Source organism: Peribacillus simplex, assembly GCF_001578185.1.
Classification (GTDB): Bacteria; Bacillota; Bacilli; order Bacillales; family DSM-1321; genus Peribacillus; species Peribacillus simplex_A.
This window is the reverse complement of record NZ_CP011008.1, coordinates 2,889,688-2,907,189: the sequence shown is the minus strand read 5'-3', so window position 1 is coordinate 2,907,189 and position 17,502 is coordinate 2,889,688. Positions and strand designations below refer to the sequence as shown.

Here is a 17,502-nt window from a genome sequence, read left to right as displayed (position 1 = left end):
CCCCTATAATGGAATAACTGTAAAGCTAAAGAAGCTTTTTTAAAAGCTGCGTTTCCCTGCCCAAGCTCCTTGCATTTTACTGAGGAATACAATTTGCCCAATATGATATGCGTCGTGCATTGCTAAACTCTTCAGTTCAAGCACTAATGAATTATCTTCTCCTGGAATCTGTCTATACAAATCTTCATGTTCTGATTTTGCTAGCATTTTTCCAAGTTCACGATGAACATAAAAGTACTCTTGTTTTGTTTCCTTCCAATTTTCTAACGTCTCAGTTGGTAATCGAAATGTATATTCATTATTTTCTGCCTGTGGTTCATTCGCTGTTTCACCAAGAAATCGCATCAGAAATCTCTTTTCATAGAAAAGTAAATGACAAACTAATTCCCAAATGGAATTCATTGCCCGATCAGCTGGTTTCCAAATTGCCTGTTCAAAAGTGATATCCTCTAGCACTTTTTCAAGTGGTGGAAACCAGTCTTCTTCATCTAAGCAGCTTGCCCATTGTTGTAACAAAAGGGTCTTTACATCCATTCTCTATTCCCTCCAATTTAATCCCTTTAATTGATATTCCCTTTGGTCAAAATTCATATGCGGCGTGTTGTAGATAGCTCACTAATTAGGGTGCCATGTCAATTCCTTGTTCAATTAAACTGGCCCTTTAACGGAACAATGAACGTTCTGTTATTTGGAAAATTCTGATAACATTAGTTTATCATAAGTTGTGTTAACTGAGAAAGAACAACTGTCTAAAACCATTTTGGTTATCGTAAAGTTATCTTTTATATGTTTGATGGTGTCTAAGAATTGGAACCGGCTCAAATAATGGTCTAGATATTTAGTCGCTACACCATTAAAACGCTCCATCCAGCTCTTTCAACGGCTGTGATAGCTATTTACATTCTGGATGTGATAAATCCCTTTAACTCGCTCCCTACCATTTGCTTTAAAGCGATTACGCTCAATTCCTTTTTCTTTGGCATAAGTCATAAACGCCTGTCAAGCATCCGTACATAGAACATTTGGTATTGATGGCTTGGAACCTAACGCTTCGTCCGAACTCTTATTTTATAATACGCCCTTGTCCTATTGTTTTGGAAAACGTTCGCTTTTGGCGTCTCTGGCTACAAGAACGCATACTTGGTCCTTACTTATTCCTCTAAACCCCGAACTACCACTGCGTAACCTTGGTTTTCGACCTTGGATATTCCGTTTTTTTCCTTTCTCGGCATAGAGGAAATAGGTTTCATCCATTTCTACTATGCCTTCGAAAAGTTCAAAATCCATCTGTTTCAATGCAGTTAGAATTTTATGAGCTGATTTCCGAAGGGAATACCCTTCAATCAACATTCGATGAACTGAAGCCATTTACTAGGCATATGAGTTCTGTGACGAGGAGTGTTCGTCATATCTGTGAATGTTTTACCGCACTCTTTGCAGCGGTATCTTTGACGTTCAATGGTATTGATTGTAGTTTTTACTTGATATTTACCGTAGCGAATGACATTAGTGGATTGACAATGGGTGCAGGTGTAGCCGTCTTTGTGCTTCTGTTCTGATACATCAGTGAATACAGACTCTGTTTCTCCCGCACTCCCTAATGAGTTTGTAAAGAACTCCTTCAAGCACTGCTGTTCTCTTTGGATTAGATTTCTGATTTAGTTAATTATGTCCGCTCCCGCCATTAAAACTTACTCCCTCTCAGTAATTTTAGCTCGTTATAGGACAAACTTCGGTATAATCAAATAACAACATTATTCTTTAACAAAGCCAAAAACAAAAAGAACAGGAAGCGTCTTTATCAGGCGGTTCCTGTTCTGTTTGGTCTCTTTATTCAGGTTCAGTAATATGTAAAGAGACCTGTACCAGCCGCCTTGCTTATTTTTGTCTAGTCCCTTTAAAAAAGGCGTGTAAGATCGGGATATAAATGATCGCTCAAATATGCTGTTCGGGTCCTGACCGGGATTGCTGTGAGTTTACGATGGGAGCCGTTCTCGACAAATATTGATGGGCCAGTCGTCAACTCTCTCGAGACACTGGGGCTTACTTGATTTTGCAGAGATGTTTTGGATTCACATGTTCATTTTAAGTCGAAATGCTTTGTGACCACGCTGAAATACATCCTTTATGTAAGTCGGTTATTAACGAAAAAGAAAAAAGTGAAATTAAATCATATATTTTTTTTGCTTGGGAAAACTAAACAAACAAGAATAGGAAGGAGAGAATTAGTATGAGTCGTGGTAAAAATTTTAATCATAAAGAAAAAGGTCACCCTGGAAATTTACCTAATAATAGAATAAGCGAAGAGAAGGAACACACCCGACAGTATGAACAGATTGAGGATATTGTCACACATGAAGCTTTTAAAAATCGGGAAAAAGAAGACGAGATGCCTTAAACAGGGAAGCAGAATGTAGGTGGGGACATTATTAAAAGAGAGATTAAGCAACTTCCGATGCCGTTAAAAATTCACTTTTAAAGATTTCATTGCTATGTTATGGGGGAAACCATGAGCTTTGCTATGGTTTTTTCTTCATTGCAAATAAATAAAAAGGAAAAGCCGGAGTATTAAACCGATATTTCTTATGCTTATATGTCTTTCCGTTCCATTTTATATCGATATGAAATTATTATTAAAAACGTATATATTTTGAATCGGACCAAATTCCCTTGATATTATTTGAAGTAAGAAAATGAGGAATAGGATAAAAATGGTGGATGATCTGATCGTTGAATAAGACGACTTTCTTCTATTAATTAATAAAAACTAAATTTTATTGAAGAGCTACAAACCAGTAAGTAATTTTTACTCATTCTTAATTGGGGTGAGAGTCAGAACGTGAAAACTCAACATTAATCATAACCAGGACGACTTACCTGATTTTTTTAAGTAATGGAGTTCATGAACTTAATAGCCTCCTTCTCCCGGAAGTTCCCAACTATAAGGGAGATAGTGAAAACAATTCCAAACCTTCAAAGATACTAATGACATGAATAACTTTAAGGAACGCTGATGCTGTATGGCCCGTACCTTTTTAATGCTACAGAATATGATAGTCTATACTCAGGTTTCGTTTATTTGCTGCCGAATATTTATATCAGAAGTCCAACTTATCAGATTTCAGCACAATGTCTTGTTGCTTCATTTTGTTTATTGCGATTTACTTCCAATTCTCGCTTAGATCTAATAAAAGCAATAAATTGAATCATTTCTTCTTCAGAAAGAGAGGTTCCATCGACAGCTAGCTCCATGTTTGGGAAATCCGTTAATTCCATGATTTGGTTGGACTCTGTGGAAACATTTCCAGACTGAAAAACTGGATAATCTACTCTACCTAGAATGTAATCGGTGGATGTTTCATATAAGCCGGCTAATAAATTAATTGTTTCTAATGAAGGGCGGCGGTGCCCCGATTCGTAACCTGCATAGGTACTCTTGGCGATTCCGAGTCTATCAGCCGTATATTGTAAAGACCATCTTTTGCCCTTCCTTAATGCAGTTAATCTATTTAAAATCATCTTTATTACTCTCCTTTTATATATAAAACTATTATAACATCATATTACAATGAAGTGTACGCGTAATGAATAACTTACGCTTGATTTCACAGTGGAACATGACTATAATTACATATGGTGTACGCGTAATATAGACATTCACAAAGTACATCCTTTCTGAGATGCTTAGAATGATTGGTAAACAGGGAGGCTCTATAGGGGGTAGTATATTGGAGAAGTTGAAGTCAAAAATTAAGAAGTTGATGTTGATTACTACCGGTGGTACAATTGCTTCGTTAGAAGGGAAAAATGGACTGGTACCGGAGATGAAGGCTGACGAAATTTTAGGCCACCTACCGGGATTAGATTTACAATGTCAGATTGATAGTAAGCCTTTGATGAATATTGATAGTACGAATATGCAGCCCGAGGATTGGACAGAAATGGCAAAATCCATCCATGAGCACTACCATGATTACGATGGCTTCGTCATCACCCATGGAACAGATACAATGGCTTACACTTCAGCTGCGCTCTCATATATGTTACAAAATTTAGGGAAACCGATAATTATTACTGGTTCTCAAATCCCGATCGCCTTTAAAAAGACGGATGCCAAAAGAAATATCTCTGATGCGATTCGGTTTGCTTGTGAAGATATCGGAGGAGTATATGTAGTTTTTGATGGTAGAGTCATCCAAGGTACTAGGGCCATTAAATTGAGAACGAAAAGCTATGATTCTTTTGAAAGTATTAATTATCCTTATATTGCTTCCATATATGAAGATAAAATTGAGTATCTTAAGCCAGTTCATTCACTAAAGAATAAGGAACCTAAGTTAGATGGATCCCTTTGTACTGATGTTGCTTTAGTTAAGCTGCATCCCGGAATTAAGCCGGAATTCTTTGATTTTCTGAAAAAACAATATCGGGGAATTGTAATTGAAAGTTATGGAAGCGGCGGTATTCCATTTCAAGGAAGAAATATTTTAGAGAAATTGAATGAGTTGGTCGAATGTGGAATATCCGTTGTCATTACTACCCAATGTTTAGAAGAAGGGGAGGATATGGATATATACGAAGTGGGACGAAAAGTAAATAAGAATGTCATCATTCGTTCGAGAAATATGAATACAGAAGCCATCGTTCCTAAGTTGATGTGGGTATTAGCAAAAACACAGGAACCCAAAAAGGTGAAGGAAATGATGGAAACACCGATTGCAGAGGACATTACATTCTAGAACATACAAAGGGGCAAGAGGAAATGTTAATAGATGAAAAAACATACCGAATTGAAAAAGACTTTCTTGGGGAAAAGGAAATTCCAGCAGATGTTTATTATGGGATACAAACTTTACGAGCTGTAGAAAATTTTCCGATTACCGGTTACAAAGTTAATGAAGAAATGATTCGTGCACTTGCTATGATTAAAAAAGCAGCCGCTTTAGCGAATATGGACACGAAACGGTTATATGAAGGTATTGGAAGCGCTATCGTTAAAGCTTCAGATGAAGTGATCGATGGAAAGTGGCATGAATATTTCATCGTTGACCCAATTCAAGGCGGTGCGGGTACATCGATGAATATGAACATCAATGAAATCGTTGCCAACCGAGCGTTAGAACTTATGGGACACAACAAAGGTGATTATGCACATGTTAGTCCAAACAGTCACGTTAACATGTCGCAATCAACAAATGACGTATTTCCAACTGCCATTCATTTATCAACACTACGACTATTAGAGCAATTGATACAAACAATGACAAAGATGAGTACGGTCCTAAAGAATAAAGCAAAACAATTTGATCATGTTATCAAAATGGGACGCACACATCTTCAGGATGCAGTGCCAATTCGTCTCGGTCAAGAATTTGAGGCCTATAGTCGCGTATTAGAGCGGGATATCAAAAGAATTAGTCAATCACGTCAACATTTATATGAAGTGAATATGGGAGCAACAGCAGTTGGAACGGGATTAAATGCAGATCCGCGCTACATTGAAAATGTTGTTAAGTATTTAGCTGAAATCAGTGAATTGCCACTTGTAGGAGCAGAACATTTAGTAGATGCAACACAAAATACGGATGCCTATACTGAAGTGTCAGCTTCATTGAAAGTATGCATGATGAATATGTCTAAAATTGCTAATGATTTACGTTTGATGGCTTCAGGACCAAGAGCGGGATTAGGAGAAATCACACTTCCAGCACGTCAACCAGGTTCATCGATTATGCCCGGAAAAGTAAATCCGGTAATGCCAGAATTAATTAATCAAGTTGCTTTCCAAGTGATCGGGAACGATAATACAATATGCTTAGCTTCAGAAGCAGGGCAATTAGAATTGAACGTAATGGAGCCAGTGCTTGTATTCAATTTACTACAATCTATTAGCATAATGAATAATGCATTCAATGTCTTTACAGATTATTGTTTAGAAGGTATTGAAGCGAATGAGCAACATTTAAAAGATTATGTTGAACAAAGTGTTGGTGTGATTACAGCAGTCAACCCGCATCTTGGTTACGAAGTGGTTTCACGTATTGCGCGTGAAGCGATTTTAAAGGGGAAATCAGTTCGTGAACTTTGTTTACAGTATGATGTATTAACAGAAGAAGAACTGGATTTGATTTTAAATCCTTATGAGATGACAAAGCCTGGTATAGCGGGAGCGTCTCTTTTCAATCGGGAATAACCAGTAAAAGATAATATTAATCTATATAATGATGGAATAGCTATGCCTTTCGGACCATTGGTTTAAAGGCATAGTTATTTATTTGTCAATAATATTCTAATGTGAAATTTTCACTCAGTCATCCTCGGTAATGCAATCGTCAAAGGTGTCATTAAGCCACCTTTAAATCGTTTGTTCCCCTCTTGAAACGAAATAGCTGCTTACGGCTAGGCCCGGCTCTCCAATTGTTTACACTTCCTTCCTTCTTTCTGTATTTGTTTAAATAGAATTCTTCGCTCAGTTTCCAAATGGCAAATAATTGTTTCCAAAAAAATATCACCTTTTTTGAAAATATAAACGTCCTTGGAGATGGTATTATCAACTATGATTTGGCTGCCCACACCAAATCTCTTGATTAGGCAGATTATGGGTCCCAACAAACCATTTATACTGAGTAATAACACGATACAAAAAGGATGGTCACCATTTCAGAGGGTCGATTCTTTGAAATGGTGAAGATATCTTTTATTAAAGTTATGAGCTGATAGTGTACTATCTTTAAAGAGTTTTTTTAAAGCCAAATACGACAGTAATATTGTGAAAATTTGTTTCGGAATCTAATTTGCTATCCGGTCTAATCTTTATTGTTCAGCCATATGTTAAAAAGATGTAAGTAAAATGATTAAGGGGGAAGTGCTTTGTCAGAAGGATTGCATAGTATCATTTTACCGGTTCCGATTAGAACAGTATGGGGTTTTGTAAGTAGCATAAATCGTTGGGCACCTCTTGTCCCAGGGTATATCAATCATGAGATGATAAATGATGGGACACTTATATGGGAGTTTAAAAGCGATTTGGGACTAATGAAAAAGAAAATTAAACTTGAAGTGAATATATTGGAATGGAACGAACCCGATAAGGTAACATTTAAACTTAAGGGGTTAAATGAAAAATTTGAGGGCCATGGCTATTTTTTAGCAGAACAGTGCAGCAGTGGACAGACTAAAATGACTGGCTGCCTGGCGATAACGGCAAAAGGTGCTAAAGCCCCGATTGTCAATGCTTTGTTAAAAACCTACGTTCCCCAAATGATAATCGAGTTTTCTGAGGCTATTGCACAAAGTCTACTTGTACAAAAGTAGAATTTACATATGGATTTAGGAATATTGATCATTGGCACTTGACAATTATACCTAAGTGGTATGTATTATAAATTGTAAGATTTTTATTCAAGCTTCACTTCAAACTGAACGGGTTTTATGATGAAGTCTGGATAGGATTCAAAAGTAATTGGCAGGTAGGAGGCAGACCTCACATGGAATATGATAAGCAGATGAAGAATAGAGTGAAGCGAATTGAAGGGCAGCTTCGTGGGATATTGAAAATGATGGAGGAAAACAAAGATTGTAGAGATGTGGTAACGCAGTTATCTGCCACTAGATCCGCAATCGACAGGACAATTGGGGTAATTGTAAGTTCCAATCTTGTAGATTGCGTTCGGGAGGCTAATGAAACCGGAGAAAAGAATCCCGAGGAACTAGTCAAGGAAGCTGTGAATTTATTGGTGAAAAGCCGGTAAGTCAATTTACATTTATGTTAATGTTGAGTTGGGATTATTAAGAGAATGATTATAAAACAATCTGTTCATACTGGGGAATATTGGTAGGGCGGTGGATGTTTTTATTAAATGGGTCTCTACCGGAGGAGGCCTATTTTTGTGAATTCTCTGTTTTCCTTTTATAATAAGCAAATCCTTTGATATAAAGAATTTGCATGTTATCCTTAAGGGGATAAAAATTGAGTGAGGGTATGCTATGGAATTTACGCATGTTACATCGGTTTTGCTCGGCCTTGTTATCATTCTTAATATATTATTTGCCACGATTGTCATATTTTTCGAAAGAAGGGAAGCGAGCACGACCTGGGCTTGGTTATTGGTGTTATATTTTCTGCCTGTAGTTGGTTTTATTTTATATCTTCTTTTTGGAACGAGTTTAAGGCACGCCCATTTGTTCCAATGGGAGGACAAGAAGAAGGTCGGGATTGAAGAAATCCTTGATAAACAGATGGAAGAGCTTTCTACAAATCATTTTCCCTTTCGAAATGCTTCTTCGAGTAATTATCGTGATTTGATTTATATGCACCTCCGGAACAATGATGCCGTTCTTACGGAAGATAATCAAGTCGATATTTTTACGGAAGGAAAAAAGAAGTTTGACCAGCTTTTTCAAGATATTGAAGAGGCTGAAAACCATATACATATACAATATTACATCATCCAAAGGGACGGCCTTGGTAAGCGATTCATTGAGGCTTTGACTAAAAAAGCTAATGAAGGCGTCAAAGTGCGAATTCTTTATGACGAGTTGGGATCTAGGGGAATGACTAAAAGTTTCTTCAGGGAATTTAGGCAGGCAGGAGGACGAGTGGAGGCATTCTTTCCATCCAAGTTAAAATTTATAAATTTACGTTTGAATTTCCGTAATCATCGAAAGCTTGTCATCATAGATGGAAAGGTAGGGTATGTTGGCGGCTTTAATGTAGGGGATGAATATTTAGGGCTTAACCCAAAATTCGGTTATTGGCGTGATACACACCTTCGAATAAGGGGTTCAGCTGTAAAAGCCATTCAAACCCGTTTTATCCTGGATTGGAATCAGGCATCAAAGCACCATGATATAACATATCAGCCTCATTATTTCCCTACTTTAGAGCCTCAAGGCAATATAGATTTGCAAATTGTGACAAGTGGGCCGGATTCTGAATGGGAACAAATTAAAAATGGCTATATTAAAATAATTTCTTCAGCAAAGAAATCGATTCTCATTCAAACACCTTACTTCATACCGGATGCAAGTTTATTGGATGCACTCAGGATTGCCAGCTTGTCTGGATTGGATGTAAAAATCATGATTCCGAATAAACCGGATCACCTTTTCGTTTATTGGGCAACAACTTTCAATGCAGGGCAATTATTAAGAGCGGGAGCTAAAATATACATCTATGATAACGGCTTTATACATGCGAAGATGATCGTCGTGGATGAAGAGGTCTCTTCGGTGGGGACAGCTAACATTGATGTCCGAAGTTTTAAATTGAATTTTGAAGTCAATGCCTTCATTTATGATGAAGGAATGGCCGAAACACTGACAAGCATTTTTTATAAGGATATCCAAGTCTGCAGGCAGCTTACAATTGAAGAGTTTGAAAAGCGATCAAGATGGATTCGTTTTAAGGAGTCCATTGCAAGACTGGTATCGCCCATTTTATAATTTAAAAAGAAGCGGCCCATTACTATGTGGGCCGCTTCTTTTGGTACAATAGAAAATGATCAATTAAAGGGGGAAATGCCGTGAAAACTTTTATAATCACAGGAGCTTCTAAAGGTTTAGGTGCTGCCATTGCCAAGCGATGTATGCGGACGAGTGATCATTGCATTTTAGTTTCCCGTACAGCCCATCCTGAAATGGAGAGGCTGGCTGGAGAATTCGGGACGAAACTTACATTCATTTCGATGGACTTGAATGAGACTGATAAGTTACCTTCCTTAATCATTGAGATTCTTGCTGCTGTCGATGAAAAAAGTGACATTTACTTCATTAATAATGCAGGTGTCATAGAACCGATAAAGCCGGTAGGGAACCTTGGTCAGGTAAATTTGGAAACAAGCATGCGGGTGAATTTCATGGCACCCATCGTATTGACCGATGAATTTGTTAAACTAACCCGGGACTGGAATAGAAAGAAGGTAGTGGTTAACATATCTTCAGGTGCAGCAAAAAAACCCTATCATGGCTGGGCTGCCTACTGCAGTACTAAGGCAGGGCTAGAAATGTTCACGCGGGTTGCAGGGTCGGAACAGGGTAAATTACCTTTCCCTACGTCTCTCATATCTTTTTCACCAGGTGTAATGGATACGGAGATGCAGGGAACAATCCGGTCAGCGGACGAACGGGACTTTTCCAATCGAGACAAATTCCATGAATATAAAGAGAAGGGTATGTTAAAGAGTCCCGAATTTGTGGCAGAAAAACTATTGCAGCTAATTGAAGTGGAAGATTTGGAGAATGGGAAGTTTTACGATATTAAGAATTTACTTTGATGTATGTAAGAATGGGTAAAACGGAAAATCAATTGATGGCTCATATTGAGGGGTGTCCTTTTGGACATCCTCTTTTTTATTAAGCATTCCTTTATTCCACTTCGTAAAAACCCCATCATTTAAATATCGCATGGGATACCATCATTATGGAAATGAGATAATTCGTTCTATCTATTAACCTGAATAACATAAACTTTTTGGAGGGGGTTTGGAGGGTTTTGAATGACGATCATTGTTGTGAAAAAAGGTGACAGTCTTTGGGAAATCGCCACGAAAAATAAAGTTGACCCATCGAGGATAATTGAAGTCAACGGATTGGAATCAGCAGCTTTGGTTCCTGGTCTGGCATTGTATATACCTAATCAAAATGTGGTGAATCGAAGGTATCTTATTAAAAATCAGGATAACCTTTCTGAAATAGGCAGTCGTTTTGGAACAAGTGCTGCGGCAATCATGAAGGCCAATCCAGGAATTGTTGCGAGCTCGCTAAAGGTTGGCACAGAAATTTCGATTCCGTCTCCTTTCAAAAATCAATTGATTACGCTGGGGTTTGCCTTCCCGACTTCTAGTGGGGTAGTATTTGAAACACTTGAGGAGAATGGTGATAAATTATCCTACTTAGCCATTGTAGCTTATTCCTTTACCGAGGAAGGCTTTGCATTCATTGACGGTGATGACCTCCCCCTAATCGCGAAATGCAAGCAAGCCGGGGTGACGCCGCTATTGATGATCCGGAATTTCCAAAAGGGGGATTTTAATGTTGACTTGGCTGGTGATGTTCTCACTAATTCAGGATTCAGAGCGAATTTAATCAATAGTATGCTGAATTTCGTAAGGGAGAAGGGCTATGGGGGAGTCAGTATGGATATCGAATTCATCCCTCCTGCACGACGTTCAGATTATGTGCTTTTTTTAAAAGAATTAAAGGCGGAGTTGAACGAACTGATCCTCCATGTGAACGTACATGCAAAAACAGCAGATAATCCCGATAATCGAATTGTAGGCGGTCATGATTATCGGGGGATTGGAGAGGCAGCCGACCTAGTTGCCGTGATGACCATTGATTATGGGTATCCAACTGGCCCGCCTGAACCAATTTCCCCTCTTTGGTGGATGGGCGAGGTTATCCGTTATGCTTTGGCGAATATACCAGGAAGTAAATTACAGTCTGCATTTCCTATGTATGGATACGATTGGATAGTGCCTAGCCATGAGACTAAGGCTTTATCAGCGCAAAATGCCCAAAATCTAGCGATTGCAACTAGTTCTGAAATCACTTTCGATACTTCCGCGGCATCACCTACCTATTCTTATAGAAGAGAGAATTCGAAACATGTCGTTTGGTTAGAAGATATTCGTTCGATAAGCGCTAAATATGAATTGATTGATGCATATGAACTGATAGGGGCTACTTATTGGCAGATTGGTTTGCAATTCCCTCAGAATTGGGCGTTTATGGAACAGAATATCTTGATAATAAAATAAAACGAATTTGGGAAAAGAGGAGGAGAATTTATTTTTTTGTCTGTTTATTTATGTGACTTTCATCAGGACCAAGACAATCACACCGGGATTTTAATGTGAGTCTATCGTGTTCGTGGCCTTTTAACCGTTAAAAAGAAGGGAGCCATGGAAAATGAACGGCACCTCCAATTGTTAGACAACATCGATCAATTGGAGGTGCCGTTTTTTTGACTAAATATACGATAGAAGAAAAAATACATGCAGTTTTAGAGTACTTGGAAGGGGAAAGATCCTATAAATCCATTGCATAAGAAACTTCTATGGCGGCGATCCCCGCCGCCACCATCTATCACGAAACCCTGCTTATTACCCCAAAATAAAGTCTAACCCATTAAACCCTTGACAATAATGGATGATAACAATACAACCAGGCTGAACCCTTTTTGGTGGATCTTAAGGAAGATACCCTGTATAAGAAACTGGTTGTGACAGTATTGAAGAACCATTTAGTGTACTGCTAGTACGTATACAAAAATTTTTGTAACAAATCTCCTGTCATATGTATTGTTAATCTTTTATTGAGGTGATTCTCCTATGGAAGCAATGATTGAACGGTGTGCTGGCCTAGATGTACACCAAGAAACAGTAGTAGCCTGTGTATTATTTGGTCCATTAGATAAAAAGCCAAAAACCTCTATTGAAACTTTTTCAACTACAACAACGGGACTCTTGGCTTTAAGTGATTGGCTCGCTACCCTTCAGGTATCCGATGTTGTGATGGAAAGTACGGGAGTCTACTGGAAACCAATATGGAATATACTCGAAGGTTCTTTTCACCTTGTTCTTGCCAATGCCAGGCATGTCAAAAATGTTCCAGGGCGTAAAACGGATGTGAAAGATGCCGAATGGCTTGCCAAGCTTCTAAGATGCGGACTTATAGAAAGCAATTTTGTCCCACCAGAGGATATTCGTGATTTACGAGATCTTACTCGTTATCGAAAAAAATTGATTCATCATCGCACATCAGAGCAGAATCGCATTCACAAAATTCTTCAAGATGCTAATATCAAGCTAACATCCGTTCTATCAGACATTTTTGGTGTATCGGGACGCCGTATCCTTGAAGCGATTCTAAACGGTGAAAAAATAGAGACCGATGGTCTTCGAAAAATGGTGGATTGGCGAACAAAAGCAAGTATTACTGACATTGCCAGTGCAATTAATGGTCGTATTCGCCGTCATCATCGTGATATGTTGCGTTTCCATTGGGAGCATATGGGTTATTTAGAAGAAACCATAGAAGAATTAGAAAAACAAATTGATCAACTCCTGTCCCCTTATCGTAAGGAAGTAGAATTATTGGATGGTATACCTGGTGTGAACAAAGCTGCGGCAGCTACTTTTATTGCGGAGATGGGTGTTGATATGTCCGTATTTAAGTCAGCTAAACACCTTGCCTCTTGGGCTGGTGTGAGTCCTGGAAATTACGAAAGTGCTGGTAAAAAAAAAACGAGTAAAACCACACAAGGTAACAAAGCTTTGAAAACGATGGCCGTAGAGTGTGTATTAGCGACATCAAGGCAAAATAATCGAATTGCTTCACATCGAAAAAGGATTACCAAACGGCAGGGAAAAATGAAAGGACGAATTGCTTCTGCTCATTTACTATTGACGATTGCTTACAACATCTTAAAAACAGGAGAACCCTATCAGGAACTAGGCTCAAATTACCTTGAAGAAAAACAAAATAACAAAGAATTAAAAATGATCGAATACCTAAAAAAGAAAGGCTATTCAATCGCTCCATCTAAACAACAAACTGCATAACCCAATTAAAATAACGACATGGTACATTTACGCCCTTCGAAAAAAAATAAGAATATGGAGGGTTTATTTTAGCATGGCTTTTTTACTAATGTATTTTCATACAAAAGAAATGTAGGTGTATCCCCTCTGAAAGGATGGGTCGCTCGCTATCTTGAACATGGGATGGAAGGACTTGCTTTATCCAATACAAGTTACACTCTGTCCTTTAAACAAGATGTACTTAAATATATGAATGAATATAGGACATGGATCAGCGATTCCGTTGTACACTATAACCTTCCTTCGATTCTACAGGAAGGAGGTATAGACGCCCTTTAATCAATGAAAAATGGGCGTCTATCAATGAAAAAAAGAAACCAAGGAAACATCGCCATCTAAATGCTCTCAAGAAGCACTTCTTGCCGAATGAGAAGGGAATGACTATCTAAAAAAGTTGAATGCCTTAGTTCAAGAAAAGGAAGCCCTACAAGAAAGACAAAGCGAAAGCAGTCCATGAACTAAGTAAACAAATTGATTTAAATCTGCTTCTATCCATTTCTAACATGGCACGGGCAAACGCCTTGAATACACAGAAATTAAATCCCTGCCCTCAAGGCCGCCTAATTAAATAAAGTGTCCAACTTTTTGGGTTCACTTCAAAAAACAAGGCTCCTTTTCTTTAACGGCGAATCGAAAGGAATGAAGGGTCGGCTAGGCTAGGCATATTAGATCTTGACAGTGGTTGATCACGTTTCCTTCCCATGTAAGTGCTTCCTTTTAAAGATTGCATAAAGAAAGGCGAGGAAAATCAGGGTGGAAGAAAATCGGAACGTTGTTTCGACACTGTATGTTTCTGTTATATAGCCTAACAGCAAGACAGAACCGGCAAATGTAAGATTGATGACCGCTCCCCAAACTGCATAAATTTTCGCAAGCGTCTTTTCCGAAGCATGGTCTTGGAATAGCTTGGTGTAAATCACTTCCCGGATTTGTTCAGGGAGTCCATACAGACATGCCAGCAGCAATGCGAAAGCTGGAATACTGGTAGATCCAAAAAGCAGGATCAGCATAGCACTGAGAAATAGCCCGAAAATGATGAAGAATCCCATATGTTTTTCTAGTAACTTGGCAAAACGGATGACGATCAATCCACTGAAAATCATGCCGATAAAGTAGCTTGTGTTAATGTATCCCCACCACTCCTCACCTAATTGCAAGTTCTCATCAACATATACATAAATAACGGCAGCTACCCAAACGCTTGAAGCTAACGTTGTGATAAAATCAATGGAAATGAGTGTACGGATAGTTGGGATATGGCTAATCGCTATCCATCCGGATTTAATCGAATCCCGGTTTGACGGACGAACGGTGTTCGTTGTTTGTTCTGAGACTTCAATTTTTACTGTATAGAGGGTTGAAACGGCAAACAGTATGATCGTAAGCCAGATAATGATACTGCTGTTGGTACTTATTAATAAGACGGAACCGAGAGGCCATCCTGCTACAAAGATTGTCTGGGTGATCATATTCAAGAAACCATTCGCCTTCATCCGTTCTTCTTTTGGAACTAATTGAGGAACCAAAGCTGCGCTAACCGGGGCAGCGACTCCATCCAATAATGAAATCATGGCAATGAAGAACATGACGGCAACAGCAAAACCATGATTGAAATTTGTTATATAGATTCCTAAGACAACGAGTAAGATAGTCTTCCACCATTGAGATTGTACAAGGATTCCTTTTAAAGGAAACCTGTCGATGACAAGGGGGGCAAGTAAACTACTGATAAACCGAAATATCGTTGTAGTGAAAGGGAGCAGACTCAAATAAAAGGCCGATCCCGTTAAGGTATATAATATTGAAATCAACCCGACTACATAAAATATATCCCCTAGATTTGCAAACGCCTGACCAATCCAAAGGCATCGAAACGATTTGTTTTTCATAAGTACCATCCTTTTACGAGAATAAAGTCCATTGATAATTAGAATGGTTTTTTATTTACACTGGATTCACTCCTTCATTTAATAGATTGAAAGAGCCGGGTTGGGCTGTTTTATATAGATGATTTTACCATAATATGAATATGTAGGTTCTGAAATGCTTGCTGATTATTGAATATGGAATTATACTCCTTAATATATGTTAAAAAGGAGAAAAATTTGATGATTCGACGTTTTGCTTCATATTACCTGCCACATAAGCGGTTATTCATTATTGACTTCTTCAGTGCAGTGGTCGTAGCGGTACTTGAACTTGCATTTCCGCTCGCAGTTCAGTGGTTTATCGATACACTCCTGCCTGGCGATGATTGGTCTGCAATTGTTTCAGTAAGTGCCGGTTTGTTCCTTCTCTATATCATTAGTACCTTCTTACAGTTCATCGTAGGGTATTGGGGTCACAAATTGGGTATCAATATTGAGACTGATATGCGTGAAGAATTATTTGAACATGTGCAAAAACAATCTTTTCGTTTTTTTGATAACACGAAAACCGGCCATATCATGAGCCGTATAACCAATGATCTGTTCGATATTGGTGAACTTGCTCACCATGGTCCCGAAGATTTATTCATCGCCTTCATGACTTTTATAGGTGCATTTTGGATTATGCTGACAATCAATGTGAAACTGGCACTCATATCCGTATGTATATTACCGTTCCTCGTTTTATTGATTGTCATTAGTAATTTAAAAATGAATAAAGCCTGGAGAAAGATGTATACGGAAGTTGCTGATGTAAATGCCCGTGTAGAGGATAGCGTCTCAGGAGTGAGGGTTGTCCAATCCTTTACTAATGAAACATATGAAATGAATAGATTTTCTACTAATAATCGCAGATTCCGTAAAGCGAAACTTCTTGGATATAAGGTAATGTCCTTTAGCTTATCAGGCATTTACATGATGACGAGGTTTATGACCCTTGCCGTGTTGGTGATGGGAGCTTGGCTAACTTTTCATGGGCAGCTATCTTATGGTGAACTGGTTGCATTCGTCTTATATGTTAACGTATTATTTAAACCAATCGACAAAATCAGTGCGTTGATGGAACTCTATCCAAAAGGGATGGCCGGCTTTAAGCGTTTTACGGAACTTCTTGATGTCGCGCCTGATGTCGTGGATAAAAAGGATGCAATAGCGGTTTCTTCCCTTTTGGGGGATATTTCCTTTAAAGACGTATCTTTCAACTATGAAGAAAAAAAATCCGTTTTAAAAGGTATTGATCTTACTATTAAAGCGGGTGATACCATCGCTTTTGTCGGGCCATCTGGAGCAGGGAAAACCACAATATGTTCATTGATCCCACGATTTTATGACGTTAATGCCGGTTCGATTTCCATTGATGGAATTGATATTCGTGAGATGACGAAAAAGTCATTGCGGTCACAAATTGGCATTGTCCAGCAAGATGTTTTCCTATTTACAGGAACTGTTAAAGAAAACATTGCGTACGGAATGCTTAATGCATCAGATGAACAAATTGTGGAAGCCGCAAGGAAGGCCCATTTAGAGAATTTCATTGAAGGACTTCCAAAAGGCTATGAGACTCAAATAGGTGAACGTGGTTTGAAATTATCGGGGGGACAGAAACAACGGATTGCAATAGCAAGGATGTTTTTGAAGAATCCGCCAATATTAATTCTCGATGAGGCAACCTCTGCACTCGATACTGAGACGGAACGAATAATTCAGAAGGCCCTTACTGAACTTGCCGAAAACAGAACAACGTTAATCATCGCACACCGATTGGCAACCATTCGTAATGCTGACAAAATCGTAGTTGTTACGGAAGAAGGAATTGTTGAAGAAGGCGGTCATGATGACTTACTTAAACAGGGGGGGATTTTTTCCAATCTACATCAATTACAATACCAAAAATGATAAAAAGCTATATGTCCTTACGAGGATATATAGCTTTTTTAATAGAATGGAATGGTGTTCAATCAATTATGATT

Annotated in this window: 13 protein-coding genes and 1 pseudogene; 10 read left to right on the top strand and 4 right to left on the bottom strand. The window is 38.5% G+C overall.

Features of this window, described 5'->3' with window-relative positions; genetic code table 11:
* Positions 1–39 precede the first annotated feature (39 nt).
* Together UP17_RS13430 and UP17_RS13425 are read right to left on the bottom strand one after the other, a co-directional pair.
* Entirely contained in the window at positions 40–534 is a 495-nt protein-coding gene (locus UP17_RS13430) for a DinB family protein (RefSeq protein ID WP_061463462.1), read from the bottom strand.
* A gap of 150 nt (positions 535–684) precedes the next feature.
* A pseudogene (locus UP17_RS13425) lies at positions 685–1,658 on the bottom strand (IS1595 family transposase).
* A gap of 572 nt (positions 1,659–2,230) precedes the next feature.
* Between UP17_RS13425 and UP17_RS28325 the strand changes: the two are divergent.
* The gene (locus UP17_RS28325) at positions 2,231–2,398 is read left to right on the top strand and encodes a hypothetical protein (protein ID WP_167555984.1); all 168 of its coding nucleotides are present in this window, start codon (positions 2,231–2,233) and stop codon (positions 2,396–2,398) included.
* 716 nt (positions 2,399–3,114) lie between these two features.
* On the opposite strand, the gene UP17_RS13420 is transcribed toward UP17_RS28325, so the two are convergent.
* Positions 3,115–3,519, bottom strand: coding sequence for a helix-turn-helix domain-containing protein (locus tag UP17_RS13420; protein WP_061463461.1), 405 nt, complete (start codon positions 3,517–3,519; stop codon positions 3,115–3,117).
* A 230-nt stretch (positions 3,520–3,749) separates the two neighbouring features.
* Here UP17_RS13420 and UP17_RS13415 point away from each other — a divergent pair, with 230 nt between their 5' ends.
* The 8 genes from UP17_RS13415 (at position 3,750) to UP17_RS13380 (ending at position 13,565) form a co-directional block, all read left to right on the top strand.
* Positions 3,750–4,739, top strand: coding sequence for an asparaginase (locus UP17_RS13415; RefSeq protein ID WP_061466098.1), 990 nt, complete (start codon positions 3,750–3,752; stop codon positions 4,737–4,739).
* 23 nt (positions 4,740–4,762) lie between these two features.
* Positions 4,763–6,193 carry an aspartate ammonia-lyase gene (gene aspA / locus UP17_RS13410; protein ID WP_061463460.1) on the top strand — a complete coding sequence of 477 codons (1,431 nt, stop codon included), beginning with the start codon at positions 4,763–4,765 and terminating at the stop codon, positions 6,191–6,193.
* Positions 6,194–6,870: 677 nt separating this feature from the next.
* Entirely contained in the window at positions 6,871–7,314 is a 444-nt protein-coding gene (locus UP17_RS13405; RefSeq protein WP_061463459.1) for an SRPBCC family protein, read from the top strand.
* A 173-nt stretch (positions 7,315–7,487) separates the two neighbouring features.
* Entirely contained in the window at positions 7,488–7,751 is a 264-nt protein-coding gene (locus UP17_RS13400) for a metal-sensitive transcriptional regulator (RefSeq protein ID WP_061463458.1), read from the top strand.
* 235 nt (positions 7,752–7,986) lie between these two features.
* The gene (cls, locus tag UP17_RS13395; protein ID WP_061463457.1) at positions 7,987–9,444 is read left to right on the top strand and encodes a cardiolipin synthase; all 1,458 of its coding nucleotides are present in this window, start codon (positions 7,987–7,989) and stop codon (positions 9,442–9,444) included.
* An 80-nt stretch (positions 9,445–9,524) separates the two neighbouring features.
* A complete protein-coding gene (locus tag UP17_RS13390; protein WP_061463456.1) occupies positions 9,525–10,274 on the top strand; it encodes a (S)-benzoin forming benzil reductase in 750 nt (249 codons plus the stop codon).
* Positions 10,275–10,496: 222 nt separating this feature from the next.
* On the top strand, positions 10,497–11,759 hold the full coding sequence (locus UP17_RS13385; protein WP_061463455.1) for a glycosyl hydrolase family 18 protein: 1,263 nt from the start codon (positions 10,497–10,499) through the stop codon (positions 11,757–11,759).
* 573 nt (positions 11,760–12,332) lie between these two features.
* Complete coding sequence (locus tag UP17_RS13380; protein WP_061463454.1) at positions 12,333–13,565, top strand: IS110 family RNA-guided transposase; 1,233 nt, start codon at positions 12,333–12,335, stop codon at positions 13,563–13,565.
* Positions 13,566–14,290: 725 nt separating this feature from the next.
* Here UP17_RS13380 and UP17_RS13375 read toward each other — a convergent pair.
* Positions 14,291–15,493 carry an MFS transporter gene (locus UP17_RS13375; protein WP_061463453.1) on the bottom strand — a complete coding sequence of 401 codons (1,203 nt, stop codon included), beginning with the start codon at positions 15,491–15,493 and terminating at the stop codon, positions 14,291–14,293.
* A 219-nt stretch (positions 15,494–15,712) separates the two neighbouring features.
* Between UP17_RS13375 and UP17_RS13370 the strand changes: the two genes are divergently transcribed.
* Positions 15,713–17,428 (top strand): ABC transporter ATP-binding protein, encoded by a 1,716-nt coding sequence (locus UP17_RS13370; protein WP_061463452.1) that lies wholly within the window; start codon positions 15,713–15,715, stop codon positions 17,426–17,428.
* The last annotated feature ends 74 nt before the right edge of the window (positions 17,429–17,502 follow it).

Bases quoted from the DNA above. Each gene is read 5' to 3' on its own strand.
- UP17_RS13420 (WP_061463461.1), bottom strand. From the start codon at position 3,519: ATGATTTTAAATAGATTAACTGCATTAAGGAAGGGCAAAAGATGGTCT.
- UP17_RS13385 (WP_061463455.1), top strand. From the start codon at position 10,497: ATGACGATCATTGTTGTGAAAAAAGGTGACAGTCTTTGGGAAATCGCC.
- UP17_RS13375 (WP_061463453.1), bottom strand. From the start codon at position 15,493: ATGAAAAACAAATCGTTTCGATGCCTTTGGATTGGTCAGGCGTTTGCA.
- UP17_RS13380 (WP_061463454.1), top strand. From the start codon at position 12,333: ATGGAAGCAATGATTGAACGGTGTGCTGGCCTAGATGTACACCAAGAA.
- UP17_RS13400 (WP_061463458.1), top strand. From the start codon at position 7,488: ATGGAATATGATAAGCAGATGAAGAATAGAGTGAAGCGAATTGAAGGG.
- UP17_RS13370 (WP_061463452.1), top strand. From the start codon at position 15,713: ATGATTCGACGTTTTGCTTCATATTACCTGCCACATAAGCGGTTATTC.
- aspA (WP_061463460.1), top strand. From the start codon at position 4,763: ATGTTAATAGATGAAAAAACATACCGAATTGAAAAAGACTTTCTTGGG.
- UP17_RS28325 (WP_167555984.1), top strand. From the start codon at position 2,231: ATGAGTCGTGGTAAAAATTTTAATCATAAAGAAAAAGGTCACCCTGGA.
- cls (WP_061463457.1), top strand. From the start codon at position 7,987: ATGGAATTTACGCATGTTACATCGGTTTTGCTCGGCCTTGTTATCATT.
- UP17_RS13430 (WP_061463462.1), bottom strand. From the start codon at position 534: ATGGATGTAAAGACCCTTTTGTTACAACAATGGGCAAGCTGCTTAGAT.